At 47.8% G+C, this 23841-nt stretch carries 22 protein-coding genes, 1 pseudogene and 1 riboswitch; of the genes and pseudogenes, 16 read left to right on the forward strand and 7 right to left on the reverse strand.

Annotated features, from left to right (window positions below; genetic code table 11):
* The 5 genes and pseudogenes from KB186_RS26435 to KB186_RS26455 all read left to right on the forward strand — a co-directional run.
* Positions 1–206: pseudogene (locus tag KB186_RS26435) on the forward strand (PTS sucrose transporter subunit IIBC); the annotation flags it as partial.
* A gap of 171 nt (positions 207–377) precedes the next feature.
* Complete coding sequence (locus KB186_RS26440) at positions 378–1220, forward strand: PRD domain-containing protein (protein WP_173611153.1); 843 nt, start codon at positions 378–380, stop codon at positions 1218–1220.
* A 653-nt stretch (positions 1221–1873) separates the two neighbouring features.
* Complete coding sequence (locus tag KB186_RS26445) at positions 1874–2020, forward strand: hypothetical protein (protein WP_173611009.1); 147 nt, start codon at positions 1874–1876, stop codon at positions 2018–2020.
* 101 nt (positions 2021–2121) lie between these two features.
* Positions 2122–2694 (forward strand): histidine phosphatase family protein, encoded by a 573-nt coding sequence (locus tag KB186_RS26450; protein ID WP_173611154.1) that lies wholly within the window; start codon positions 2122–2124, stop codon positions 2692–2694.
* A 30-nt stretch (positions 2695–2724) separates the two neighbouring features.
* Positions 2725–3291 (forward strand): SMI1/KNR4 family protein, encoded by a 567-nt coding sequence (locus KB186_RS26455; protein ID WP_173611155.1) that lies wholly within the window; start codon positions 2725–2727, stop codon positions 3289–3291.
* A 65-nt stretch (positions 3292–3356) separates the two neighbouring features.
* On the opposite strand, the gene KB186_RS26460 is transcribed toward KB186_RS26455, so the two are convergent.
* Positions 3357–4223: an RNA polymerase sigma-70 factor gene (locus KB186_RS26460; protein ID WP_173611214.1), complete on the reverse strand. Its 867-nt coding sequence runs from the start codon at positions 4221–4223 to the stop codon at positions 3357–3359.
* 46 nt (positions 4224–4269) lie between these two features.
* Positions 4270–5442, reverse strand: coding sequence for an NAD(P)/FAD-dependent oxidoreductase (locus KB186_RS26465; protein ID WP_173611156.1), 1173 nt, complete (start codon positions 5440–5442; stop codon positions 4270–4272).
* Between the two features lie 143 nt (positions 5443–5585).
* On the opposite strand from KB186_RS26465, the gene KB186_RS26470 reads away from it, so the two are divergent.
* The 3 genes from KB186_RS26470 to KB186_RS26480 all read left to right on the forward strand — a co-directional run bounded on the left by KB186_RS26470 (position 5586) and on the right by KB186_RS26480 (position 8380).
* Positions 5586–6326 carry a GNAT family N-acetyltransferase gene (locus KB186_RS26470; protein WP_173611157.1) on the forward strand — a complete coding sequence of 247 codons (741 nt, stop codon included), beginning with the start codon at positions 5586–5588 and terminating at the stop codon, positions 6324–6326.
* 111 nt (positions 6327–6437) lie between these two features.
* Positions 6438–7004 carry a sigma-70 family RNA polymerase sigma factor gene (locus KB186_RS26475; RefSeq protein WP_370646716.1) on the forward strand — a complete coding sequence of 189 codons (567 nt, stop codon included), beginning with the start codon at positions 6438–6440 and terminating at the stop codon, positions 7002–7004.
* Positions 7001–8380 carry a hypothetical protein gene (locus KB186_RS26480; RefSeq protein ID WP_173611159.1) on the forward strand — a complete coding sequence of 460 codons (1380 nt, stop codon included), beginning with the start codon at positions 7001–7003 and terminating at the stop codon, positions 8378–8380. The genes KB186_RS26475 and KB186_RS26480 overlap by 4 nt, the downstream gene beginning before the upstream one ends.
* 84 nt (positions 8381–8464) lie before the next feature.
* Here KB186_RS26480 and KB186_RS26485 read toward each other — a convergent pair whose 3' ends face one another.
* The 4 genes from KB186_RS26485 to KB186_RS26500 all read right to left on the reverse strand — a co-directional run bounded on the left by KB186_RS26485 (position 8465) and on the right by KB186_RS26500 (position 11930).
* A complete protein-coding gene (locus KB186_RS26485) occupies positions 8465–9871 on the reverse strand; it encodes a ferrous iron transporter B (protein ID WP_173611160.1) in 1407 nt (468 codons plus the stop codon).
* On the reverse strand, positions 9849–10580 hold the full coding sequence (locus KB186_RS26490) for a FeoB small GTPase domain-containing protein (RefSeq protein ID WP_232774698.1): 732 nt from the start codon (positions 10578–10580) through the stop codon (positions 9849–9851). Before KB186_RS26490 ends, KB186_RS26485 begins: the two co-directional genes overlap by 23 nt.
* Positions 10577–10831: a FeoA family protein gene (locus KB186_RS26495; RefSeq protein WP_173611162.1), complete on the reverse strand. Its 255-nt coding sequence runs from the start codon at positions 10829–10831 to the stop codon at positions 10577–10579. The genes KB186_RS26490 and KB186_RS26495 overlap by 4 nt, the downstream gene beginning before the upstream one ends.
* A 223-nt stretch (positions 10832–11054) precedes the next feature.
* Entirely contained in the window at positions 11055–11930 is an 876-nt protein-coding gene (locus KB186_RS26500) for a dimethylarginine dimethylaminohydrolase family protein (protein ID WP_232774699.1), read from the reverse strand.
* Positions 11931–12117: 187 nt separating this feature from the next.
* On the opposite strand from KB186_RS26500, the gene KB186_RS26505 reads away from it, so the two are divergent.
* The 4 genes from KB186_RS26505 to KB186_RS26520 all read left to right on the forward strand — a co-directional run bounded on the left by KB186_RS26505 (position 12118) and on the right by KB186_RS26520 (position 16750).
* Positions 12118–12861 (forward strand): IclR family transcriptional regulator, encoded by a 744-nt coding sequence (locus KB186_RS26505; RefSeq protein ID WP_370646717.1) that lies wholly within the window; start codon positions 12118–12120, stop codon positions 12859–12861.
* Between the two features lie 99 nt (positions 12862–12960).
* On the forward strand, positions 12961–14490 hold the full coding sequence (locus KB186_RS26510) for a hypothetical protein (RefSeq protein ID WP_232774702.1): 1530 nt from the start codon (positions 12961–12963) through the stop codon (positions 14488–14490).
* 21 nt (positions 14491–14511) lie between these two features.
* On the forward strand, positions 14512–15057 hold the full coding sequence (locus tag KB186_RS26515) for an RNA polymerase sigma factor (RefSeq protein WP_069851796.1): 546 nt from the start codon (positions 14512–14514) through the stop codon (positions 15055–15057).
* Positions 15041–16750, forward strand: a complete 1710-nt coding sequence (locus KB186_RS26520; protein ID WP_173611166.1) for a hypothetical protein — start codon at positions 15041–15043, stop codon at positions 16748–16750. The genes KB186_RS26515 and KB186_RS26520 overlap by 17 nt, the downstream gene beginning before the upstream one ends.
* A 158-nt stretch (positions 16751–16908) precedes the next feature.
* On the opposite strand, the gene KB186_RS26525 is transcribed toward KB186_RS26520, so the two are convergent.
* Complete coding sequence (locus KB186_RS26525) at positions 16909–18162, reverse strand: ATP-binding protein (RefSeq protein ID WP_173611167.1); 1254 nt, start codon at positions 18160–18162, stop codon at positions 16909–16911.
* Between the two features lie 201 nt (positions 18163–18363).
* Positions 18364–18483, forward strand: a riboswitch (SAM riboswitch).
* Positions 18484–18853: 370 nt separating this feature from the next.
* Between KB186_RS26525 and KB186_RS26530 the strand changes: the two genes are divergently transcribed.
* From KB186_RS26530 to KB186_RS26545, 4 genes are all read left to right on the forward strand, one after another.
* Positions 18854–19876 (forward strand): sugar ABC transporter substrate-binding protein, encoded by a 1023-nt coding sequence (locus KB186_RS26530; protein WP_173611168.1) that lies wholly within the window; start codon positions 18854–18856, stop codon positions 19874–19876.
* 93 nt (positions 19877–19969) lie between these two features.
* Positions 19970–21460, forward strand: coding sequence for a sugar ABC transporter ATP-binding protein (locus KB186_RS26535; protein WP_173611169.1), 1491 nt, complete (start codon positions 19970–19972; stop codon positions 21458–21460).
* A 1-nt stretch (position 21461) separates the two neighbouring features.
* Positions 21462–22460, forward strand: a complete 999-nt coding sequence (locus KB186_RS26540; protein WP_173611170.1) for an ABC transporter permease — start codon at positions 21462–21464, stop codon at positions 22458–22460.
* A gap of 144 nt (positions 22461–22604) precedes the next feature.
* Positions 22605–23789: a glycerate kinase family protein gene (locus KB186_RS26545; protein WP_173611171.1), complete on the forward strand. Its 1185-nt coding sequence runs from the start codon at positions 22605–22607 to the stop codon at positions 23787–23789.
* Positions 23790–23841: the final 52 nt, after the last annotated feature.

A 23841-nucleotide genomic window follows, 5' to 3' on the forward strand; every position in this document is an offset into this window, starting at 1 on the left:
GCGGCCATTGGAGGGGGGTGGGCGGGGCATATGTCGTAGGTGCTCACGTGGTTGCCAACGCATATGGCTTAACCGGAATCCCCATGCTTGCGCTCGTGACTCCATTAGGAATATCAAACGCAGTCCATTATCTTATTGGTCTAGCTATTGCGGTTACTACCGCTTTCACCTCGACATGGATACTTAGATTTACCGAAGAGGAATAAATCATTCTGATGACCCGGGAGAAGGTTTTCCTGGTCCAAATTGGATGCGTTATATGGGTGATGGTTACGGTAAAATGAAAGGTAATGGAGCTCCTCGCAGATGTAATTTTTCTCATCATGGTTCACCTAGTAAATGGGGAAGGTGACGGGAGGATAGACAGGAGGGATACCATGAAAATTAAAAAAATCTTAAATAACAACGCGGTCGTTGTCCAGGATCAGGGAGAAGAAAAGATCGTTATGGGCTTAGGGATCGCTTTCCAGAAAAAAAAGAATGATCTGGTAGACATTTCAAAGATAGAAAAAGTATTTGTCATGAATGAATGGCAAGAGTACGGAAAGTTCGAAGAGATATTAATAACACTTCCTGAAGAACATATCCAAGTGGCTGAGGAAATTATCTCCCATACGGAAAAAGAACTAGGGATAACCTTGCATGACCATATTCATATCGCTTTGACCGACCACTTGTCCTTCGCCCTAGAAAGATTAATGAAGGGAATGGTCATTAAAAATACCTTGCTGAACGAAATCAAAATTTTGTATGCAAAAGAATTTCAGATCGGTTGCTGGGCGAAAGCATTGATAAAAGAAAAGCTAGGGATAGAAATTCCCGAAGATGAGGTCGGTTATATTGCATTGCATATCCACACTGCCAGGATAAACGCGGGAGATATGGCAAAAACAATGGATATGACCACTATGATACGGGATATGATCGATCTGATCGAAAGCAGTTTGAAAATCAAGATTGAGGAGAAAACGGTTTCCTATGAGCGATTAGTCACACATTTGCGCTTTGCAGTACAACGGGCGGAGTTTGGCGAATCGTTTCATGATATAGAACCGGAAATGTCCCAGATCATAAAAGAACAGTACGAGGAATCTTATTTATGCGCACAAAAAGTAGGTGAATTTGCGCAAAAAGAATATGATTTTGAGTTCCCCGAGATGGAATTGGTCTACATCACGATGCAGATTCAAAGGATTTATAGTAGAGTGTTGAGTGGTTAACCCATACGAATGCGACTCGCTTGCCCTAAGGAAGCGAGTTTTTTTCAAGTACCCATGAACATTATCCATGCAAGGAGGAGACCAGAAAGAGGTCCCGGGAAATTCTAAATATAGTGGAGCCCGAATTGTTTGATAAGCTCGACAAACATGATGAGAAGATCACAGTAAGAAACAGCACAGGGAAAAAGACTGCGCACGACTACACATCCGTTAACAATAAAAGAAAGGCTTCATCTCAGAAGGGATTGTCTTTTTCTACACCAACGCGTAATTATTCTCTTCCGGAAGGTAGCATTTGTATTTCATATCCGAGATGGTCACCGATTCATGCTTATCCCCTTTAGTCACATCGATTGTTTCGTCATGATTGTCAATCCACAAGTTCTCCAATTTTTCGAACAAACCCGGTGTGTCTTTCTCAACAACAAGGAAAAATGTTCACCGCCAAGCCCGTTGTTGTCCCTGAAAATTTTTTTGTACCGGAATACCCAAACTAGATCCTGATTCTGCTTGTGCTCCTGAGCGCTCTTTAATTGATATCCTTCGGGAACCTGCAGCAGTTGCAACGCTGCTTGTAACGCTTTGCTGTAATCCTGCTATTTCACTTTTGGAACCAATAAACGGAAATTGCGATCACTGACTCGAAGGAATCGATGGAAAAAATCAACCTGTTGGCAGAGGCGATCACTGAGCAATCCCGCATTATTGCGGATAACAACCAACAGGTCGCGGCTATTTCCGAGCGAAATGTCGGCTTGACGGAGACGATGGAAGAGATCGTGCATCGGTTCAAAATCTAAGAGTGCCCCCTTTCTGGTCAAAACGGAAAGGGGTTTTTGTTGTAATATATTTGCAGGAAGGATGATGGGCGGAAAATAAAAAATTTCCACGGAGGGTATGTATGAAAACCTTTATTTACATGGTCAGGCACGGAGAATCACCAAAAAACGAAGGGGACGAAAGAACACGAGGACTGACTGAGAAAGGAAAGTCAGATGCCCGTATCATTACGCAATTGTTGAAAGATGAGGCGATAGATACGTTCATTTCAAGTCCGTATAAAAGAGCAATGGCAACCATAGAAGAATTAGCCCAATCCGTAGGGAAAGAGATCGTGGTTTTTGAAGAGCTGAGAGAACTCGTTTTTATCGGAAACAATCAGACCATGGCCGATAACGAGTTGTATCCATTAGTAAAGAAGATGTTTACTGAGCCAGACTTTTCTTTACCTGGAGGAGAGTCCATCACAATTTGCCGGAATCGTGTGGTAAGAACGTTCCGAAACATTTTAGAGCAATACAGAGAGCAGAAAGTTGTAATCGGAACACATGGTGCTGTTATGACATTAATGATGGGATACTTTGACAGTCAGTACGACTTGGATTTTTTATGGACGACGTCCAAGCCTGATATTTACAAGATGGAGTTTCAGGATGAAGTACTCGTGGAAACGAAGCGATTATGGAAGAACTGACTTCCTATTAGGAAAAAGGAGGCTTACCATATGGAAATAAGAGAGTATATCAAGAATGGTTTTGAAGCTTACTACGCTCGATATAACCAAGTGACAGAAGAAGGTTTTTGCAGATGGATGCGGCCAGACGTCCCTGATGTCATGAAGGTAGCTGATGTCGATGAAGAATGGTCCAGATGGAAGCTGGTTCCTTCTAGCGTAAGTCAGGAGGATGTGGCTGCACTCGAAGGAGAATTTGGGTTGACATTTCCGGAGTGGTATAAAGCCTTCATTTCTACTTATCATCATTTTTTCGACGTCATTCCTGAACAAGGGATTGATGAACCATTCGATCGTATTCAGGATATGTACAATCCATTGCTTTGCAAGTTAGGCTACCTTCCTTTTTCATGGGATACAGAGTACGGAAAAATACGATGTATCGATTTGCAAGAAAGTCTGGATGAAGAGAAGTGTGGAATCTATGAAATTGACCATGAAATTTTGTTTGAAATGGATGAAGAAAATACGGATCGGAGCAAGCTGAAAGAGTCACTAGTCTTTTTGTACCCGAATTTCAAAACTTATTTTGACCACACTTTTTTGGAACGTTCATGACGCGAAATCAAACCCTCTTTCACGAAAATAGGAAAGAGGGTTTTGTGTTCTACGCTAAGAGCCGACTACGGCTCTATGAATCGTAACTTATCAGGATTTCTGACAAAGTAGAGGTTACGAATAACTCCGTGTTCAATATGCAAAAACACCACGGTGTCGATTCTGCCGTCCAGTCTGATTACAAATCCGGTCTGATCGTTTAAAGGTGCGAACTCTACAGCGAAATCTGGACGCTTCGATAAGCCCCGCATCAAGCCGAGTAAGAAGGATGCCACGCGTTTGCCAGATAAGATCGGATGCAGGGCTGCGGTGACCTTGCCGCCGCCGTCGGAGAGCAATACCGCATCTGTGGCAAGCAGAGTGAGCAATCTCTCGACATTTCCGTGCTCCAGCGCAGACAGAAAACGGCTGATCCATTCTTCGCCGAGCTCTTTGTCTGCGGTGAGATGAGATTCCTCTGGGTCAATCCCCATTTTCTTTTTAGCCCGACTCACGATCTTGCGGCAATTCGCTTCAGTTTTTCCAATCAGCTCAGCAATCTCGTCGTATTGGAAGTCAAAGGCTTCTCGCAAGACGAACACTGCTCGTTCCGGGGGAGACAGTCGCTCTAACAGGACGAGCATGGCGTAAGATAGCAAGTCTTTGGTAATGACAGAATCATAGCTGTCTGCATCAGGGGTAGAGATAGGCTCTGGCAGCCATGGCCCAGTATACAGCTCCCGTTTTTTGCGGGCTGATTTTAACAAATCGAGGCAGCGGTTTGTGGTCATTTTGCACAGGTAAGCCTTCGGTTCAAGCATCTGTTCCAGCGAGACATCATGGGCCTTCACGAATACGTCCTGCACGATATCCTCCGCATCTGTGGCCGAGCCAAGCATCTGATAGGCGAGGCGGAACATGAGCCCCTTATATTGTTTGTACAGAGCCTCCATGGTCTGTGTCACTTCCTCTTGTGTCTTCGTACTTCCCTCTTTTTTCCTATTTTATCATGCTGGCAATATTCCAGGTGAACTGGCGAAGCTTCCACGCCAATTTCCCTGTCAAAATGATATCCAGTCCCCATTTTCTCGTCCAAACCATTCCGCGTTCAGGGCCGAGTCCGACGCAGTACATGTCCATGTAGCTTTTGTGTGTGGGGGCAGGGGTTCCATCCAAGTCGGCCAGCACAATTTTGCCCAAACGTATTGCCTGACCGGAGGCTTCCTTACATGTCATCGTGTCTGCTTGCCCGCTGGTTGGATCTACGATGCGTGCACAATCGCCAATACTGTACACCCCAGGCGTTCCCGCTACACGATAGGATTCATCGACGACCACCTGTCCGTGCGTGGTCAGTGGCAGGCCCATGCTGCGCAAAGCTGGATTAGGCTGGAGTCCGAGCGACCAGACGCACAGCCCGACAGCAAGCGTGTGACCACTGTCTAGCGTCAGCACCCCGTCCCGCTCATGAAGGGCCTTTTGACCATGCAGAATGGTAACGCCGCCATCCGTGAGTGCACTCTCCAGCTTACGCCCCATTTTGGCAGGACCTTCCGTAAACAAACGACTTTGTGCGTTGACGAGATAGACCTTGACTTCATCAGGATGAATGCCCAAGTTCTTCGCTTCCTCGCGCATGGCAAAAGCCAGCTCCGCAGCGGTCTCCATCCCGCTGATGCCAGCTCCCGCAACGGCGAGCGTCAACAATCGCTCACGTTCGGATGGCTGCTTCACTTGGACAGCTTGACGCATATTGGCAAGCCACTTATCCCGAGCTGCCTCGGCCGCCTCTACGCCCGTCAAAGCGATGCCGCCTTGTTCTGGCTCCGGTTGGCGAATGACGCTTCCTACTGCCAAGATGAGCATGTCGTAGGGTAACGCCTGTTCTTGGCTGTTTTTGTTCCGGAATAAGAGGGTTTTCTCCTTCCCTTTTATCGACGTGACTGCACCTTGCACAAATTCGACGCCCTCTGGAAACAGGTTTTTTAGCGGAATGGAAATATCCGTTTTGGCAGCAGCTGGTTTGAACAACAGGACTTTTCGAAGGTGATGAGGTTCTTTATCGATTAAGATGAAGCGGATCGGGTGTCCTTTGCATGTATCCCGAACGGCTTTTAGTGCGTGGATACCTGCGTACCCGCCTCCGACAATCACACATGTTTGCTCTTTCATACCAATCAGCTCCTCGCTTGGTTTGACCATATAACGAGAGAGGGGGTGATTGTGTGACACATCCCAAGAGGAAAATGTCGAAGAAAATCGAATAGGGAATAGATGGGAAGCTAGACATCTGCGTTTGTAGGAGGATTCCAAGCATGTCATACAACATCTACACTTTCGCGCAAAGATCAGATCTAAACGATCAAGCTGATGCACTAATTGAAGCAAGCTGGTCTGCCTTCATGCTGAATGACGAAGTGGCTAATGAATATTACAGTCATCTGTATGACTGGTTCTCTCCTTATCAATTTATGCTGACAGACGAGGCTGACAAAGTGATGGCTGTAGGAAATGCGATTCCATTTTATTGGGATGGCACTGCGGAAGGGCTGCCAAAAGGCTGGGATGATGTCTTTCTGCAAGGGATTGAAGACTACCGCCAAGAAATACAGCCTAACGCGTTATCGGCCCTCTCCATCTCCATCGATCCCCGCTATCGCGGACTCGGTCTGAGCAAGCAGATGGTTACGGCGATGAAGGATATCGCCAAGGAAAATAGCTTGGTGCACTTGGTGGCACCTGTACGTCCATCGCTCAAGCACAAGTACCCGCTCACGCCCATGGACAAGTATGTTCAGTGGAAAACAACCGATGACGCTCCGTTTGATCCGTGGGTGCGCACGCATTGGAAACTGGGAGCGACGATCATGCAGGTAGCGCCGGAATCCATGCTGATCAGAGGAAGTCTGACGGATTGGGAAAGCTGGACTGGGATGAAATTTCCCGAGTCTGGATCGTACATCATTCCTGACGCATTAGTTCCGGTGCAGGTCGACGTGGAAAAGGACGAAGTGGTATATATCGAGCCGAATATTTGGATGCAGCATTTTTTGTAGAGCGATAGCGAAGTAGCCGTTGTGGAAGCCACAGCGGTTTCTTTTTGTATTTTCTGTCACCTTTTTGCTGTGAGATGGATCATACCTAATAGCAAGCATTTAACGGATGAGGTGAACGGGTTGAACGAAGCAGAAACAATGCCAGCGAGTCTGGAGGTTACACGGGAAGCCAGACTGAAATGGCTGATGCAGCAATACGGGGAGAAGATTTTTCATCTGGTGAGTCTCACCGTAAAGAATCATGCCTTGGCGGACGATATTACCCAAAACGTGTTTATCCAAGCATATCGACATCTCGATCAGTTTCGCGGGGACGGAGAGATCAAGCATTGGCTCTACAAGATCGCGATGAATGAGAGCAAAAAGCATTTTCGGTCGTGGTCGTTCCGCAACATTTTTCCGACGATGGATGATCATTTGGGCGACCTGATGGATCGGCAGGCAAACAATCAGGTAGAGGAAGAGATTTTGAACCGGGTGAAGCGGGAAGAGATCGTCACATACATTCAATCCCTCGCACCGAAATACAGACAGGTTATCCTCCTGCATTATTACGAAGACCTGTCGATTGCGGAAGTGGCGGATATTCTCTCGGTTTCGCAGGAGGTCGTCCGTACACGGTTGCATCGAGCCAGGAAGCAATTGAAGGAAACCATGTCGAAGGAGGTAAAAGGATGAGCGACGATCGCATGTGGAGGGAATGGAGTCAATCAGCAAAGCAATCCGTTCGTGAAAAATATCCGTTTCATTTGGAAAAATTCGAGCAGGAAGTACTCACAAAAATTCAGCGTGAGAAGCGTCGCCGTCGTTGGCAGGTAACCTCCTGGGCAGCAGGAGTGGCAGTTGCTGCGACGTTGTTCTTCCAGATTGCACAGCCCTTTGATAGAAGCTTGTGGGGACTGACGGGGGCAGAGGAAGGTCAGGAAGCTTTTGAATGGATCACACCCGATGAAGGTTTCATGCATGCTTTGAAAAATGGCTATCCGATTTTGTCTGAGGTGAAATTGGAAAAGGACGGTTTTGTTTATCAAATCAGGGATGCTATGGTCGATCATAGACGGATTACGTTTACGCTGTTAATCTCCGGTGAAAAAATGGAGGAGATCGCGCGAATTCCGGACGAATCGACAAGAAGCGATATGCTTTATGGGAGTCTTCGTGTAGAGTTGGGGAAGCTGTCAGAAAGAGGTCATGGATCAAGGGATTTTCAAATGATCGATGGTGTGCATTATCTCATAATCAAGTCGGATTATCGAATTGACGAAAAAGAAATGCAGGCGCTGATGGGTCAGAGCAAGCCTGTCCTGCCAGTGCAAATCGTTGATATGCGAAAATCAGGAGATGATGTAGTGGTCGCTGAGCTGTTGCTGCCCCTGCCACAGTCTGTCACTGCAGCCGAAAAAGTAATCCAACCGGATTCAGATGTAAATGCGGTGCTTAAAACAGATGGTTTGGTGACGAGCTTACAAGTGAACCGAATGATAGCTTCGCCTACTGTGACAGAGATAGAGCTTGAGGCTAAGTTTGAGGATGGGTTTGTTCTACATCGATTAGAAAATATGAAATTGGTGGATAGAAGCGGGAAAGAGTATCAGGCGATAGACGACAAGGTGAATAAAAACGTGGAGCATGTGCAGGGGACAGATACCTATAGGGCGCAATTTATTCCGTCGCTGTTCTATGGGGCTCTCCCGGAAAAATTGGAGCTGCGATTTGATGAAGTGACGATGAAGCGATCCCTAAAGGATAACTTCGTGCTTGATATGAATGCCAAATATCCGCAAACGATTCCGTTTGGAAAAAAGAAACAGCTGGACATTGAAAAGGTAAATTACGACAAAGGCAAGCTGTCCATTGTCGTTCCAAACAAGGGACCAGAAGAAATTAACTTACGTGTAGAGGGTCAGGCTTACAAGGATATGATTGTGGCAGAGAATTTGGAAACTGTTTCCATTGTTTTCAGGGTACCGAAACAGGATACGTATACGGTAGAGATGGGCGGGCTAGAGTTTGAGAGAGTCAGATTGGATGGCGTGATACCTATTACAAAATAAAGTACGATTCCACTGGGAAAGTCACGAAAAAGCCTTTGCACGAACCAGGAGGTCTGGTTTTGTGCAAAGGCTTTTTGCTGTTTTTTACACCCAACCGAGTGCCCTTGCCACCTGGGCAGTCAAGAACGTTACTCCGATAGCAATGGCGAGCGGAATGAGTGCGGATAGTACTGTCCATTTCACACTTTTCGTTTCCTTGTAAATATTGAACAAGGTTGTGCCGCAAGGGTAATGAAGCAGAGAGAACAGCATCATGTTGAGTGCAGTCAACCAAGTCCACCCGTGCTGCAAGAAGACATCCTTGATATTGTCGATCCCTTCCACATCAACCATGGCACCGGAGGACATGTACCCCATCAGAAGGATCGGCAGCACGATTTCATTCGCAGGCAAACCGAGAATGAAAGCCATGAGAATATAGCCATCGAGCCCAATGATTTGCGCAAACGGATCAAAAAAGGCAGCCATATGGGCGAGGATACTGTCTCCACCGACATAGATATTACCCAATACCCAAGTGATGATACCGGCAGGGGCGGCCACAATGACAGCTCTTTTCAGCACGCTCCACGATTTATCCTTGCTTGCGATCAGGATCGTTTTCCATATCTGCGGACGGCGATAGGGGGGCAGCTCCAATGTATAGTGTGTCGGTACTCCGCGCAGAGCTGTTTTGGATAGTGTCCAGGAAACCGTAAGAGTGATAGCGATTCCAAAAATAACCATACCCATTACAATGAGAGCAGTAGTCAAAGATTGCCATCCACTTGTCGCGCTGGTCGCCATAAATAGCGAAGACAATAAAATCAATGTGGGCCAGCGACCATTGCACGGAACGAAATTGTTGGTCAGAATCGCCAGCATTCGCTCCCGAGGAGATTCGATGATTCGGGTTGATAGGATGGCAGCTGCGTTACAGCCAAACCCCATCGACATGGTCAATGCTTGTTTTCCGTGTCCGCCGGCATTTTTAAACAGACGATCCATGTTGAACGCAACACGCGGCAGATATCCGAAGTTTTCGAGCAGGGCAAAGACTGGGAAAAAGATAGCCATCGGAGGCAGCATGACGCTGACAACCCATGAGGTACCGCGAAAGAATCCGAGAACCAGAATGCCGTGCAGCCAATCTGGTGCGTGCACAGCTTGAAAGCCAGCAGTCAGATAACCCTCGACAACGCCGAACATGTCGGCAAGCATTCCAGATGGAACGTTGGCACCTGCGATTGTGATCCAAAATACCGCGCCTAAAATCGCCAGCATGATCGGGTAGCCCCATATTTTGGACGTCACAATTTTATCAAGCTTGTATGCGCTAGACAGCTTTTGCTTGTTTTCGTAGGTCACAGCTTCCTTACAAATACTGCGACTGGTGCGGTAAATGTCACTTACAATCGTGTCCCGAATCTCACTTCCTTCTGCTGAGGCGCGGGCCACGGAAAGAAGCGCATCCAGTGGATCGGACGGATTAGTGGCAAATGGTTTGGCCATGGGTCAAGCGCTCCTCCCCGAAAGACTCAGCTGGCTCTTGCATTCGCTTCCGCAAGGTATTCAACAAACTCTCATCGCCATCCAGCAGCCTCAGAGCGATCCATCTTGTCGGAAAACGGCTACCCAAGGTTTTCTCAATGAGAGGCTCCAACTGTGCCAGCTTGGTTTCAATTTGTTCACTGTAAGTTATCTGTACAGGATTGGACACGATGGTTCCGTTTGCGACCTTCTCCACCTGATCGAGTAAATTCTCGATCCCGATTTGATTTCTGGCGGAAATGGCGATACAGGGAACGCCTAATCTTTGCGAGATTTTTTCCAGATCAATACGAATGCCAAGCCTTTTCGCTTCATCGATCAAATTGACGCATACGACAACGTGCGGAGTCATTTCCAACACCTGCAAGGCCAAATTGAGATTCCGTTCCAATGAAGTGGCATCCAGGACCACGATGGTGACGTCAGGCTGCTCGAAGATAATGTAATCTCTCGCCACTTCTTCATCCGCCGAGTTGGAATACAAGGAGTACGTACCTGGCAAATCGATGATCCGAAAAGTCGTATTTCCCCGAGAGAATTCTCCCTCAGCCATTACGACTGTCTTTCCTGCCCAGTTTCCTGTATGTTGGCGCAGTCCCGTCAATGTGTTGAATAATGTACTCTTACCGGTATTCGGATTTCCTGCCAACGCAATTGTGTATGAACTCATTTTTCGTCACTTCCTACGTACTCGCCGAATATGAGGGAGCTTTCTTCTTTGCGCAGGGCGATGATCGTGTTATTTACCCGAAAGGCAATGGGATCGCCTAGCGGACTTTTTTGCATGACTTCCACGATGTTGCCGGGGACGAATCCGAGATCCAGCAATCGCCTGCGCAGTATACCCTGAACGTCAATACGATCCAGACAGATGTGGCTTCCAATCAAGGCATTAGACAAAGGAATGCTGATAGATGGCATGATGTTCACTCTCCTTTTTCGTTAAGGACAAACTGTTGGCTTAGGGCAAAAATGAAGGTAAAAAAAAGTACGCGTAGTCGATATCTTCATGATTTTAGTTTAAGGTAAGATTCTTTCCTAGGCAACAAAGTTTTTGCTTAAGGAAACTTTTTGGTCATAGAAAACTGCACCGCCAATCGTTAATGGTATCTAACAATGGAGGTACAGTTCAGCTTGTTAACAGCTATATTCGTTCCACCGGGCTTGTCAGGCAAGTAGGTCCACCTGTTCCCTTATAAGAAATCTCCTCGCCCTCATACTCGTACACAGTCGCTCCTGCGTCGAGAAGGCGTTGCCTGGTAATCGGGTTGCCTGCCACGACCATGCACACACGCGGCGCAAGGGCGAGAACATTGCTGCCGAGATTATCGTACTCATGATCGGGTACCTCGATTAGCTGAATGCCTCTATCAATGAGCAGTTGACGGAAAAATACAGGCATCAGCTTGGAGTAGACCACTGCCAAATCATGATCGACCATGCTGATAATCGACATCAGATGCAAACATTCCGCAGGGCCGCGATCATACGGAAGCTGTACCACGATGATTTCGTCCGTGAAATCCTTGACCATTTCCGTAATTTGAGCGATAGCCGCTTTGTTCGTCCGGAAGCCAAGGCCAATCGCGAGTGTTTTTTCATCCAGCCAGACGAGATCGCCGCCATCTGACAAGGCATCGCCTGTGAGCTGTCCCAGGATCGGAATATTGTTTTCGTCTAAAAAAGCTTTGTATACTTCTGCTTCTCCCTGACGGAGCTCTTTACCAGATTTGAGGATGATTGCCCCTTTGGAAGTAAATTTCACCGGATCATGGGCGTAAATGGAATCCAGTCCGGTTTTATCGGATTGTGGCAAGTGCAGGACATTTTCCACATGCTCGCGCAAAATCGATTCGAATTTGGCGTATTCATGCAGAGCGCGGTCCCAGTCAGGGCGGTCTGTATAGTTGAAGGTTTTCCACGATTGATCGAGATGTTCTTGACTGATAAATGCTTGATGGGGATGCTTGATGATGACTGTTTTCATCTTTTTGACCATGGATTGGCTGCCTTGGAACATAGTTGCCTCCCTTTTTCCACATTGCAGAATATTATTCATATTTCGAAATGTTCATTATTAGTTTACACATTCTGATTTCTGACTGTCAATCTGTGATTCCTTGGAGTTTTTTTGCGATTCACAAAATTAGAGCAAATGGTTTAACATAGTTTCATATGAGAAGATAGATAGAAAAGGGGGGATGACCGTGATTCAATCGTTTGATCGAGCAATGGCGATTGCAACGGCACTTTCGTCGGATGAACATAGAAAATGGTGGACGATCAATGATTTAGCGAAGGAATGCCAGCTCCCGGTCAGCACCATTTATCGACTGTTGTACACGTTGATGAACCATGGACTGGTAGAGCAGGATGCTGCGACCAAGCAATATACGTTGGGGATAAAATGGATGGAGTTCGGCTTGCGCGTGCTTGATCGGATCGATTATCGGAAGGTGATCAAGCCGATGATCGAGGAGCTCGCCAGAGAAGTGAACGAAAGTGTTTATTTCAGTCAGCCTAGCGGACTCGAATCCATTGTCGTTGATCGCGTAGACAGTCAGCACAATATCCGCATCTACGACCAGTTGGGCTTGCGGATTCCGATGCATATCGGTGCGGCCAATAAAGTCGTGCTGGCCCACATGCCTGTGGAGGAAGCACGACAAACCGTAGTGCAGCTAGTGGGTGAAGAGCAGGTGCCTGCTTTTATGGAGAAGCTTCAGGAGATCAGGGCAGCTGGTCATGCGGTCAGCTTTGCGGAGCGGACGGAAAATACGGCGTCTGTCGCAGCACCGGTGATTGATTACACCCAAAAGGTAATCGGGGCGTTAAGCATTGGAATTGTTACGTATGATTTGAAGGAGGAACGACTCCAGTATTTGATTGAACGGGTAAAGGATGTCGCTCACAAAACCTCGCAACGGCTAGGCGGCCTGTCAAAGGCTTGACTGGCCTTTTTTTATTTTGATTTCCTTGTAACATTTCCCTTTTGCTTCCGACTATTGGGCTAAGAACGTAAAAAAGAGGAAGCCAGGAGGAAATTCAAAATGAAACCATACGCAATCAAAAAGCTGATGATCACAGTAGGAGCTGCTGCTTTGCTCTTCTCAAGCCCATTGTGGATTACGCAACCACAAGTATCTGTACAAGCCGCGGCAGTCAAATCGACACAACCCCAATTGAACAAAGCAGCCCAAAAAACCGTAGACAGGCTGAACAAACACTACCCGGAATTAAAAAATGCGGAAAAAACCATTTCGCGTAACAATCAGGAGCGAGATGTTTTCCACATCCAATTCCGCATCTTCAGCAACAAGGAGCGGACGGAAGTATCCCTGTATGCGGATGCCAAAATCGATGCAAACAACGGTATGCTGTTATTCTTCTCTGCACACGACATTCCCAAAAAGAAACCGACTGCACGTCCTACGGAAGCGATGGGAAAAGAAAAAGCGCCGAGTATTCTGAAGGATTTCATCGGTGACGCCATCAAGCAATACCAAATAGACGAGGTAACAGTTGATGGTGAGGGTGCAGAGGCCGTGGCAAATGTGCGTTTCGTTCGGGTTGTGAATCAGATTCTGGTAAAAGACGATCTTTACGTAGTAGGGATCAATGGAGTAGGCGAGCTAGACTATATAAACGCAGGAAACACAACAGGATTGCAGATGGACGCAAGTAAATTCGCCGCTCCGTCAGGGGTTAGGAATCCAGACGAATTCGGCAAACAATTAGAAGACATGCTCCACCTTCGCTATGAGCAAAAAGCAAGAGACATAAGCGCTGGCTTCCGCCCAGTCTACAGCCTGAATTTTTCCGGATATCTGGATGCACGATCAGGAGCCGAGGTAGAGTCCGGATGGACCAAGAAAAATAAGTACGGGAAACCAATCCCGATAACGCCTGGCAACCAGCGGGTCTTCGCCAAAACAAATGAGGAGATAGCCACCGCACTCTCCACTTTTATTCCATTGCCTGAAGGAATTGAGTTTAAAATAACCAAAGGTGCGCCAGTTCTCGAAGGGGAAAAGGAGTATGATGCCGTGGTTGGAAACAAAAAGTTCTCAGTGAGGACAGTGAATGATCAGATTGCGTACTTCCATGTAGTTGAAAACCCACCAAAGCAGAAAGTGATTACAGAGGCAGCTGCCGAGGAAAAAGCAGTGGTGTTTCTGCAACCGTTTGTAGACGCAGAGGTAACGGAGCTAGTACCACAAATGGAGCTGGTACCACAAATGAATAACAGAGAAGCAGGCAAGCAAACGTTTCTATTTTCCCCTGTACACCAAGGGATTATGGTTGAGGGACAGGGCTATTCAGTAAAAGTTGACATGCATACGGGAGACATTGTATCCGCCAGTTTACCAATAACTACTGGTAAATTATCCTATGATGATGCCTCAAATGTCGTAGGGCCCGAGCAAGCCGTACAAGCATTGTTGAAAGCTAATCCGCTTACACTGCGCTACGTGTTTCCTTCCCTTAACGGACGGTACCAGGGAACACCTGTCCTTGTTTATGAGCCGAAAGAAAGAAACGGAAAGGTTGACGCGGTTACAGGTCAATTTATCAAGTAGGGAGCAGGGAGAGGAAATCCAGTGCAGGACACAGTCGATTACGAAGCGCGGATTAAAGCGATCTATCGCGAGCATTACCGTGATGTCTATCAATATCTCTACTACTTTACGGGGAAGCGTGAGCATGCGGAGGATTTGACACAGGAAGTGTTTATCCGGGTCTTGGACGCTTTGGCCAGATATGAAGAGCGTTCCAGTGTGAAGACATGGATTTTGCATATTGCCAAGCATGTCGCCATCGATGATTACCGGAAGAGGCGGGTGCAAACGCTTTTTGGCATGGATTTGTTAAAAGGGCTGCCTTCTCTTCTGGGAAGGCCGGAAGCGGAGCTGGCTTCCAAGGAAGAACAGCTGGAAATTGAGCAGGCGATGCAGAAAATGAAGACGCATCATCGGAATGTACTGATTTTGCGTGGCATCAAGGCCTACAGTATTCGGGAAACGGCAGAAATCCTCGGGACAAGCGAAGCCAAGGTCCGCGTAGATTTTCATCGGGCAACAAAAGAACTCAAAAAAGTTTTGCATGTCGATTGGATAGGAGGGTTGGCCAATGAATACTCCAAATGACGAGCAATTCTTCGCGGCTCTTCCTCGGTCAAAGGATGCGGAACCAAGGAGCGAATTCGTAGAAGCGCTGGAAGCAAAGCTGGTGCAACGGGCACGCACCAAAACGAATCGTCCGAAAAGAATCGTCCTCAAGCTGGCAACATGGACAGTTTCCGCTGCGACGGTGGCAGCAGCAGTATGGATGATGGGGGTAACCCCGGAGATATTCAAGCAATCTCGGTTTGAATCACAAGCGCATCTGGTACCCCGCTCCTTCTCATCGACAGAAATAACAGAAAGCGAGCTAAGCCAAGCGGCGATTAGAACGTTGGAAAAGCTGTACGAGAAATATCCTCCTTTTCGGGAAGCGGAAAAGAGGGTCTACGTAACCAAAGCTCCTCGCGAGGTGTACAACATAGATTTTCGCACGTTCAGCAACAAAGATCGAACAGAAGTGTCGCTATATGCCAGAGCGAAATTGGACGCCAAAAGCGGACTCTTGCTCGGGTTCGACCTGGAAAAGATTCCAGGGCAAGAGAAAGTCGAAGGAGTGCCTTCCAAGGAGAGAATAGAGCGACAGGCGAAGGCATTTATGGAACCGTTTCTGGGCAAAAATCTGGAACAGTATCGGATCGAACAAGTAGATGGGCAAGAGGGAGCAGATACCGTTTCGCATGAAGCCGTCCGATTGCAACGCTACGTGAATGACGTGCAGGTAGAGGGAGATAACTATGGGATCGGCATGAGTGATGCCGGGCATATTCGCTATGTCAATTCAGGGGATTCAACGGGAATGAATTTGGACACCGGGCAGTTTCCTTCAATTGCTGAGCGGCCTTCTCCGAAGAAAACGGAGAGCGGACTTGCAGAAGTCATGCAACTGACGTATCAGAGAGGCGGGAAGAAGGACGTGGACTACGTTCTTCGTTATACGGAAAACTTCTCCGGGTATCTCGACGCTCGTACTGGCAAGGAAGTGAAAACGACCTTGTGGCGCGGGGAGTCGTTTCGCGACAGTATTGCCGTCAATCCCGGAGGCAAGAAGACAATGGTTGCATCGGCAAAAGAGGCTGCGGCCGCCATGGAGTTCTTCGGTCAGAAGGTGGAGGGCTTCACATTTACCGGGAGTAATGTGCCCGATTATATGATGGGAGACAACGAACGGGAATACCAGGCCAAAAAAGGAGAGCGATTCATGCAGCTGACTACTGTCAACAATCGGGCAGCAGCGTTCAAGATATCTTATCCGGAGCTGCGAGAAGGTGATCCGACACTTGCCGTCGCAGAATTGCAGGAGCGAGCGATCTTGTTTTTGGAGCCGTATCTGGATTCACGGGTGAAGACTGTTCGGATGCAGGAGCAAATTTATGTGATGGGCAGACAGGTTGAATTGAAATTTGTCCGAGAAGTAAACGGCGTAATGGTGCCGGATCAGTATTATAAGGTCACGATCGACGGGCAGACAGGAGAAATTATCGGGGTGAATTTAACATTCCCGCATGAGCAGGAGACCTTCCCAGATGCGTCCAAGGTGATTTCAGCAGAAGAGGCGGCGCGGGTTTATCTCCAACATAAATCACTCAGTCCCCGTTATCTATTCCCGCTTGAAAACAATAGGATTCAAGAGCAACCGATCTTGGTCTATTCGGCGGAGATACTGAAAAGCAACGGGGATGTGGATGCCATTACGGGAGAATGGCTACCATTCCAATAAAGAGAGACACCAGGGGGAAACTCCTGGTGTTTTGTTTTGCGTAATGTCTTCCCGGAAATTGCATAGTAAAGCGTGAGGGGAAGGGCAACCGACCGTCATTTGCATCATTATCGATCGAATGGAAAAAGGCACAGTCCCTCTGCAAAAGCTGCATGAAGTCACTGTGCCTTATACGGGAGCATAATGGTGAATTTGGTTCCTACTCGCGGTTTGCTTGATACATTGACCGTTCCGCCAATTGCATGGATGACATGATAGGAGTACGTCAATCCAAGACCGGTCCCGGTTGTTTTCGTAGAAAAGTAAATCGTTCCGAGGCGGCTGATCTGTCCTGCATCCATGCCGACACCGTTATCCTTGATGACCAATAGGGCTTTGTTTCGCTCGATGAGCAAGTCCAGGGAGACTTTTCCGTCCGAAATATCTGAGCATGCCTCAATGGCATTTTTGATGAAATTCACCAACACTTGCTTGAACTCATCTGGATTGGCCTTGATCGTCACAGGTCTCTCAAAGTCTTGCAGCGTAAGCTCCACGTTATGCATATTGGCAAAGGGGAGCATCACTTCGCGGATGGCATGCAGATGCTCACTGACATTAATGATTTCATGCCGTTCCTTGAGCGGCTTGGAAATCGCAAGGTACTCGGTCAAAATGGCTTCTGTCCGTTGGATTTCATCGAGACTGATCCGAATGTATTGATCGACTTTTACCAAATTTTCCGGACATTCCTGTATTAATTTCAAGAAGCCTTTGACTGCTGTCAGCGGATTGCGAACCTCATGTGCAAGCGATGCAGCAACATGACTCATCGTCTGGATTTTTTCGTTTTGCGCGTGGCGGATAAACAGCTCCTTATCCGAAACGCATTTGCTGAAAAGCGACATTAATAACCAGAGGCCGAAAAAGTTTTGAATAGGAATCACTATGGTGTAGTAAACGAGGTGTTGAGTTACATAGGTGGGAAAAAAGTAATAGGTAGTCCCTAAAGCAACCGTAGAAAAAATCGCACTCGTCATAAAAAGATACAGTGTTTTCCGATAACTGGCTTTGTAGTGTCGATACAAAAAGAGTGATATGACAAAATTGACTGTAAGGATCAGCAGGGCAACCCATGTTCCTTCGCCACCGAGGTAGTACCGATAAACCAAGGCTTCAATCAGAAGGAGCAAGGCAATCTCGACTCCGCCATAAACCAGTCCGAAAAGAATGATGACATGTCGGATATCAAAAAACATGCCATTCGTGACACTCGGGGCGAAGGTCATCGCGAGAAACATGCAGGCTGAGCTGGTGATGACAATAAAGGAACGGCTGTAGTTCCTCATTTTGTCACGGTAATAAATGTTGAAAAACACAAACGGGATAATGGCGAAACACCATTGAAGAATGACTTCTTTTAATAGACTCATGTAGCATCCCCATCGCAAATATTTGCTAGGCTTGTATCAATCTACGATAATTCGACAAGACACAACAAAATCCCTCTTGATGTTACAGAAGAAACTGGAATATTTATCAAGAAAATTGTTTCGTAAACCTAGTTGACAGATAGGTAATTGCCAGATTATATTCTGTATATACTTATACAAACGTTTTGAAAATAGAAACAACTCTTATCAAGAGAAGGCTGAGGGAATGGCCCTATGAAGCCCGGCAACCTAGCACGAGAGAATGCGTTCTTTCGAGCCAAGGTGCTAACTCCAACAGGTAGAATACCTGACAGATAAGAGGCGAGAATCTTGTCGATTTTTGTCCTCTTTCTCTGTGAAAGAGGATTTTTTGCGTAGCTGTCGTGGGGAAGAAGCGCATTTCCAGTCTACGCTTCGGCCTCCGCCCCGCTGTGAGTGAAGACTGTCCGCTTCGGAAGAAATAGCGGGAGCGCTTCAAACGCAGAAGGTTCAGGAAGGATTTCATAAGTGAAGCCGCTATTTCTTCCTACGCTGAGATGGGCCCCAGAGGCGCTTGGACTGGAAATGCGCTTCTTCTACGAAGTTTTTTTCCTTTTTGAAAGTGAAATCAAAAGAAGCTTCGATCGAATGAGGGGAAACAAAATTTTTAATTTTGTTATGTGTTTTAAAAAGAAAAAGGGGGAACATCTCAATGAAAAAGAAACTCGGTCTGATCACATCACTTGTTTTGGCAGCATCTGTTCTTGTGACGGCATGCGGCAGCGGGGCAACAACGGGAACCGGCAGCACAAACGGCGGTGCTTCGGGAGAGAAGGCGAAGAGAATCGCATTGATCATGCGTCAGAACGTAGGAACGTTTTCTGCACAATACATCAATGGCGTGAAGACAGAGGTGGAGAAAAACGGCGGCGAGTTGACCGTTTTCAATGCAGATACCGATCTGGCAAAAATGGCGTCCAATCTCGATGCGGCTGTGAACCAAAAGTTCGACGGCATTCTGATTGATCATGGTACGGCGGAAGCGTTGCAGCAGGGCACGCAAAAGGCCGTGGATAAAAAAATTCCGGTCGTTCTATTTGATACAGACATCAACATTCCGGGTGTGCCAGTTGTGGCGCAGGATGACAATAAGTTGGCAGAGCTGAGCCTGGAGAAGCTGGCGGCAGATACAAACGGCAAAGGGAATATTGTGAAGATTTGGGTAGCTGGCTTTGCGCCTATGGAAAAGCGCCAAGTGACCTATGAAGCTTTCCAGAAGAAATATCCGGATTTGAAAGAGATTGCGGCATTCGGTTCTGCTACCAACAATACGGCTCTCGATACACAAACGCAGATGGAAGCAATCTTGAAAAAGTATCCGAACAAAGGCGACATCACAGCGGTATGGGCGGCATGGGATGAATTTGCCAAAGGGGCGACACGCGCCATCCAGCAAGCAGGCCGTACGGAAATCAAAGTATACTCCATCGATTTGAGCGATGAGGATCTGCAAATGATCCAGGCGGAAAACTCTCCGTGGGCAGCGACGGCAGCAGTAGACCCATCCAATATCGGACGCATCCATGCCCAAACCGTGTTCCAAAAAATCAAAGGCGAGCAGGTGCCAGACAACGTGAAGCTAACCCCAGTGCTGGTGAAACAAGAGGACCTGCCGAAGGATAAAAAAGTAACGATGGGCGACCTGTCCCAATACGTAAAAGAGTGGGGCAAGTAAGAACCAAATTGGCTTTTCCCGTTGAGCTGTAACCGTCAACGGGATTTTTCCTTATAGAGGTGGGAACACGCAGGTAAACAGGAGGTGTGAAACATGTCCACATTGCAGATGAAAGGGATGGCGAAGCAATTTTCTGGGGTTCCTGCCCTGCGATCCGTCAATTTTGAGGTGCGTGCAGGAGAGGTTCACGCACTGCTCGGAGCCAATGGCGCGGGAAAGAGTACCCTGATGAAAATCCTCACGGGAGCGTATCAGGCAGATGGCGGTACGATCACCATCGATGGACAGGCTGTGACGATCAATTCGCCGCAGGATGCCAAAGCACAGGGCATCCAATGTGTATATCAGGAAGTGGACACCGCCTTGATCCCGTATTTGAGCGTCGCCGAAAACATATTGGCGGACCAGCTCGTCCAGGCGAAAACCAAAGGACTGATCAACTGGCAGAGCTTGTACAACGAAACGGAGCAGATTTTAAAAAACTTCGGCTTTTCCATTCCGGTGAGGATGCTCGTCGAGGAATGTACGCTGTCGGAAAAGCAATTGATTTTGATTGCACGGGCGACCGTCCAAAAGGCGAAGTACGTTATTTTCGATGAACCGACAGCGCCGTTGAGCACGAAGGAGAGCGAGCGGCTGTTTCAAATCATTGCGCAGTTGAAAAAAGCTGGAGTCGGGATCATTTATATCTCCCACCGCCTGCCGGAAATCTTTGAAATCTGTGATCGGATCACGATCATGCGCGATGGACAGCACGTCATGACCACAGACACGGTGAATACCAACATGGACGAAGTGATTGCGAACATGCTGGGCAAAAGCTTTGACGAGGAGTTCCCGAAGCTCGAAGTGCCGATTGGCGAAACGATTTTTGAGGCGTCAGGTGTAGCTGGCGGCAAAGTACACGGAGTCGACCTGCAGGTGCGCGAGGGAGAGATCGTGGGTGTCGTCGGTCTAGTCGGGGCAGGGAAGACTGAGCTCGCCCGATTGCTCTTCGGTGCAGATGAAGCAAAGGCTGGAGCCATTCGATTGCATGGAAGACGTATCCAACTGCGCTCGCCAAAAGACGCCGTCGATGCCGGAATCGTACTCGTCCCGGAGGAAAGGCGCAAAGAGGGTATTTTTGTAGAGGAGTCCGTACAGAACAACCTGTCAGTTGCCTCGTTGAAAAAGAAATCCTGGCTGGGTTTTATCAAAAGAGGGGCGGAAGCGGCTAACGCAAAAGAGCTGGTGCAGCGCCTTGGTGTAAAAGCAGCCGATATCAAGCAGTTGGTCGGTTTTCTCAGCGGCGGAAACCAGCAAAAAGTCGCGATCGGAAAATGGCTGGATACAAACGCTCACCTCTTTATGTTTGACGAGCCGACAAAAGGAGTGGATATCGGAGCGAAAAGCGATATTTACCGCCTGATTGGAAATCTTGCCGAGCAGAAAAAGGGCGTCCTGTATTTCTCCTGTGAGTTTCAGGAAGTCATCGGGATCGCAGATCGGATTCTCGTCATGTTCGAGGGCAAGATCGTGAAGGAATTGAGTCGCGAGGAAGCAACACAAGAGCTGATTATGTACTACGCAAGCGGAGGTGAGTAACGTGGCAGATAAAAAGTTTAGCTTATTTGATTTTGTTTACAAATACGGAACGGTTGCAGTCATCGTTATTGTCATGTTGTTATTCAGCTTGACTAACCCGTATTTCTTCACGTACGACAACTTGACGGACATTCTTCGCTCCATCTCGATTGTGACATTTGTCGCGATTGGCGTTACGTTTTCGCTGATTGTCGGAGGCTTTGATTTGTCTGTAGGATCGACGGTTTCATTGACCACGGTCGTTTCTGCTTCGATGATGGTTTGGTACGAACAGGGAGTCTTCCCGACACTGGTTGTTCCGATTGTACTCAGCTTGCTCGTCGGGCTGATCAACGCGTTCTTGGTCGTGAAAATTCGCATTCCTGATTTGCTGGCTACTCTGGCGATGCTCTACATCGTCAACGGTATTCATATGACGTATTCCCAAGGCTACTCGATCTACGCAAACATGCCGATGCAGGACGGCTCGCAAGCTCCGGGAAAATTTCAGGAATGGTTCCTGTGGCTGGGCCAAGGAGAAATTCTCTCCGTTCCTGTTCCGGTTATCCTGACCTTTCTACTTGTCGCGATCACGCATGTGTACTTGACCTATACGAGACAGGGACGGATGCTGTACATGACAGGCGGCAATTTGGAAGCAGCCCGTCTGTCGGGGATTCCTGTGAATCGCTATCGTACCTTGGCATATGTGCTTTCTGCTCTTTTTGCAGGCTTGGGCGGGATGCTTTTGGCAGCACGGATCGGCACCGGGCAGGTGAGCAGTGGCGGCTCCATGCTGATGGATGCAGTAGCGGCTGCTTTCGTAGGCTTCTCCGTTTTCGGTGCAGGAAAGCCAAACGTATTCGGTACATTTGTGGGAGCCATTCTGATCGGAGTACTACTCAACGGCATGACGATGCTCAATCTGCCGTATTATGCTTACGATATTATTAAGGGGACGGTTTTGGCGCTTGCCCTGGCTGTGACCTATTATCAACTGCGCAGAAAACGAAACGCTTAGAATCGTAACGTTCTTCTTGCTTTTCTCTCATCAACTTCTCATCTTCCTATTATTCCCTTCTCTTTTTTGAAGCTTAGTATTGGTCTTACTCAAGTGAGACCAATGTGAAAGCAAATTCAAATAAAGAGAAGGGATGTTGTTTTTATGCGTATACTCGTTGTGCCTTCGGGCTTTAAGGAAAGCTTAGATGCTGAGCAAGCCGCTGAGTGCATGAAAGAAGGAATTCTGCGCGTGCTCCCGCTCTCCCAAGTACAGACACTGCCGATGGTAGACGGAGGAGAAGGCTTTACAAAAGCGATTGTGAAAATTTCGAATGGCTCGATAATCGATAAGGAAGTAACAGGCCCTGTAGGGGAAAAGATTCCTTCCCATTTCGGAATATTCGGATCAAAGACGACAGGTCAAACGGCTGTGATTGAGATGGCGGCAGCAGCGGGACTGCGACTGGTTCCAAGGAGCTTGCGTGACCCGCGCAAAACGACGACACATGGCGTCGGTGAATTGATCAAAGCGGCGCTGGACATGGGGGCAGAGCGTATTTTGCTAGGCTGCGGCGATTCTGGTACTTCCGATGGCGGGGGAGGCATGGCGCAAGCACTTGGCGCGAGATTTTTGGATGCAAGCGGTCAAGAAATCGATATTGAAGGCGGTATCTCGCTGGCAAAAGTAACGAAAATCGATGTTTCCGGGATGGACAAACGACTCAAGCAGGTGCAAATCGATGTGGCTTGCAACTGGTTTAACAAACTGTGTGGGGATAATGGAGTCGCCCGTGTGTTTGGACCGCAAAAGGGAGCGACGCCTGAGCAAGTGGTTGAGCTGGAAGAAGCACTCGAACAATTCGCGTCTATCATTAAGCGGGATTTCGGGATCGACGTCAGAGAAATGCCGGGCAGTGGTGCATCGGGTGGCTTGGGTGCCGGACTGCATGCTCTCACGGGTGCGAATCTTTATCCACGCTACGATATCATCATGAAATACATTGATTTGGATCGGATGCTTCAAGAGACAGACCTTGTGTTTACGGCGGAAGGAAGCATTGATTTTCAAACACCGCGAGGAAAAATTCCGGTGGAAGTGGCGAAGCGGGCGAAGAAGCATGCCCTGCCGGTAGTGGCTTTGGTGGGGACTGTTGGCAAAGGTGCCCGACTTAATTATGAGCACGGAATTGACGCGTACACGAGTATTTTGCCGATGCCGTCTACGTTGGAAGAAGCGTTTATTCATGCACAGAAATGGTTGACCGATTGCTCGGAAAGCTCCATGCGAACCATCATGGTGGGCTTGCAGCTCGCAAATCGTTTAATGGCGAAGGAGCAAGTATCGTGATTGCACAGACCGTCGCAAAGGAAAGACCTGCCTGGGTTCTTCCGATTGTCCT

The organism is Brevibacillus sp. AF8 (assembly GCF_021270385.1).
Lineage (GTDB): Bacteria > Bacillota > Bacilli > Brevibacillales > Brevibacillaceae > Brevibacillus.

Excerpts from the sequence above, each read along its gene's own strand:
- KB186_RS26470 (WP_173611157.1), top strand. The coding sequence starts at position 5,586 with ATGTCATACAACATCTACACTTTCGCGCAAAGATCAGATCTAAACGAT.
- KB186_RS26530 (WP_173611168.1), top strand. The coding sequence starts at position 18,854 with ATGAAAAAGAAACTCGGTCTGATCACATCACTTGTTTTGGCAGCATCT.
- KB186_RS26440 (WP_173611153.1), top strand. The coding sequence starts at position 378 with ATGAAAATTAAAAAAATCTTAAATAACAACGCGGTCGTTGTCCAGGAT.
- KB186_RS26445 (WP_173611009.1), top strand. The coding sequence starts at position 1,874 with ATGGAAAAAATCAACCTGTTGGCAGAGGCGATCACTGAGCAATCCCGC.
- KB186_RS26520 (WP_173611166.1), top strand. The coding sequence starts at position 15,041 with ATGAATACTCCAAATGACGAGCAATTCTTCGCGGCTCTTCCTCGGTCA.
- KB186_RS26450 (WP_173611154.1), top strand. The coding sequence starts at position 2,122 with ATGAAAACCTTTATTTACATGGTCAGGCACGGAGAATCACCAAAAAAC.
- KB186_RS26545 (WP_173611171.1), top strand. The coding sequence starts at position 22,605 with ATGCGTATACTCGTTGTGCCTTCGGGCTTTAAGGAAAGCTTAGATGCT.
- KB186_RS26460 (WP_173611214.1), bottom strand. The coding sequence starts at position 4,223 with ATGGAGGCTCTGTACAAACAATATAAGGGGCTCATGTTCCGCCTCGCC.
- KB186_RS26500 (WP_232774699.1), bottom strand. The coding sequence starts at position 11,930 with ATGTTCCAAGGCAGCCAATCCATGGTCAAAAAGATGAAAACAGTCATC.
- KB186_RS26525 (WP_173611167.1), bottom strand. The coding sequence starts at position 18,162 with ATGAGTCTATTAAAAGAAGTCATTCTTCAATGGTGTTTCGCCATTATC.
- KB186_RS26465 (WP_173611156.1), bottom strand. The coding sequence starts at position 5,442 with ATGAAAGAGCAAACATGTGTGATTGTCGGAGGCGGGTACGCAGGTATC.
- KB186_RS26455 (WP_173611155.1), top strand. The coding sequence starts at position 2,725 with ATGGAAATAAGAGAGTATATCAAGAATGGTTTTGAAGCTTACTACGCT.
- KB186_RS26535 (WP_173611169.1), top strand. The coding sequence starts at position 19,970 with ATGTCCACATTGCAGATGAAAGGGATGGCGAAGCAATTTTCTGGGGTT.
- KB186_RS26490 (WP_232774698.1), bottom strand. The coding sequence starts at position 10,580 with ATGAGTTCATACACAATTGCGTTGGCAGGAAATCCGAATACCGGTAAG.
- KB186_RS26480 (WP_173611159.1), top strand. The coding sequence starts at position 7,001 with ATGAGCGACGATCGCATGTGGAGGGAATGGAGTCAATCAGCAAAGCAA.
- KB186_RS26510 (WP_232774702.1), top strand. The coding sequence starts at position 12,961 with ATGAAACCATACGCAATCAAAAAGCTGATGATCACAGTAGGAGCTGCT.
- KB186_RS26495 (WP_173611162.1), bottom strand. The coding sequence starts at position 10,831 with ATGCCATCTATCAGCATTCCTTTGTCTAATGCCTTGATTGGAAGCCAC.
- KB186_RS26485 (WP_173611160.1), bottom strand. The coding sequence starts at position 9,871 with ATGGCCAAACCATTTGCCACTAATCCGTCCGATCCACTGGATGCGCTT.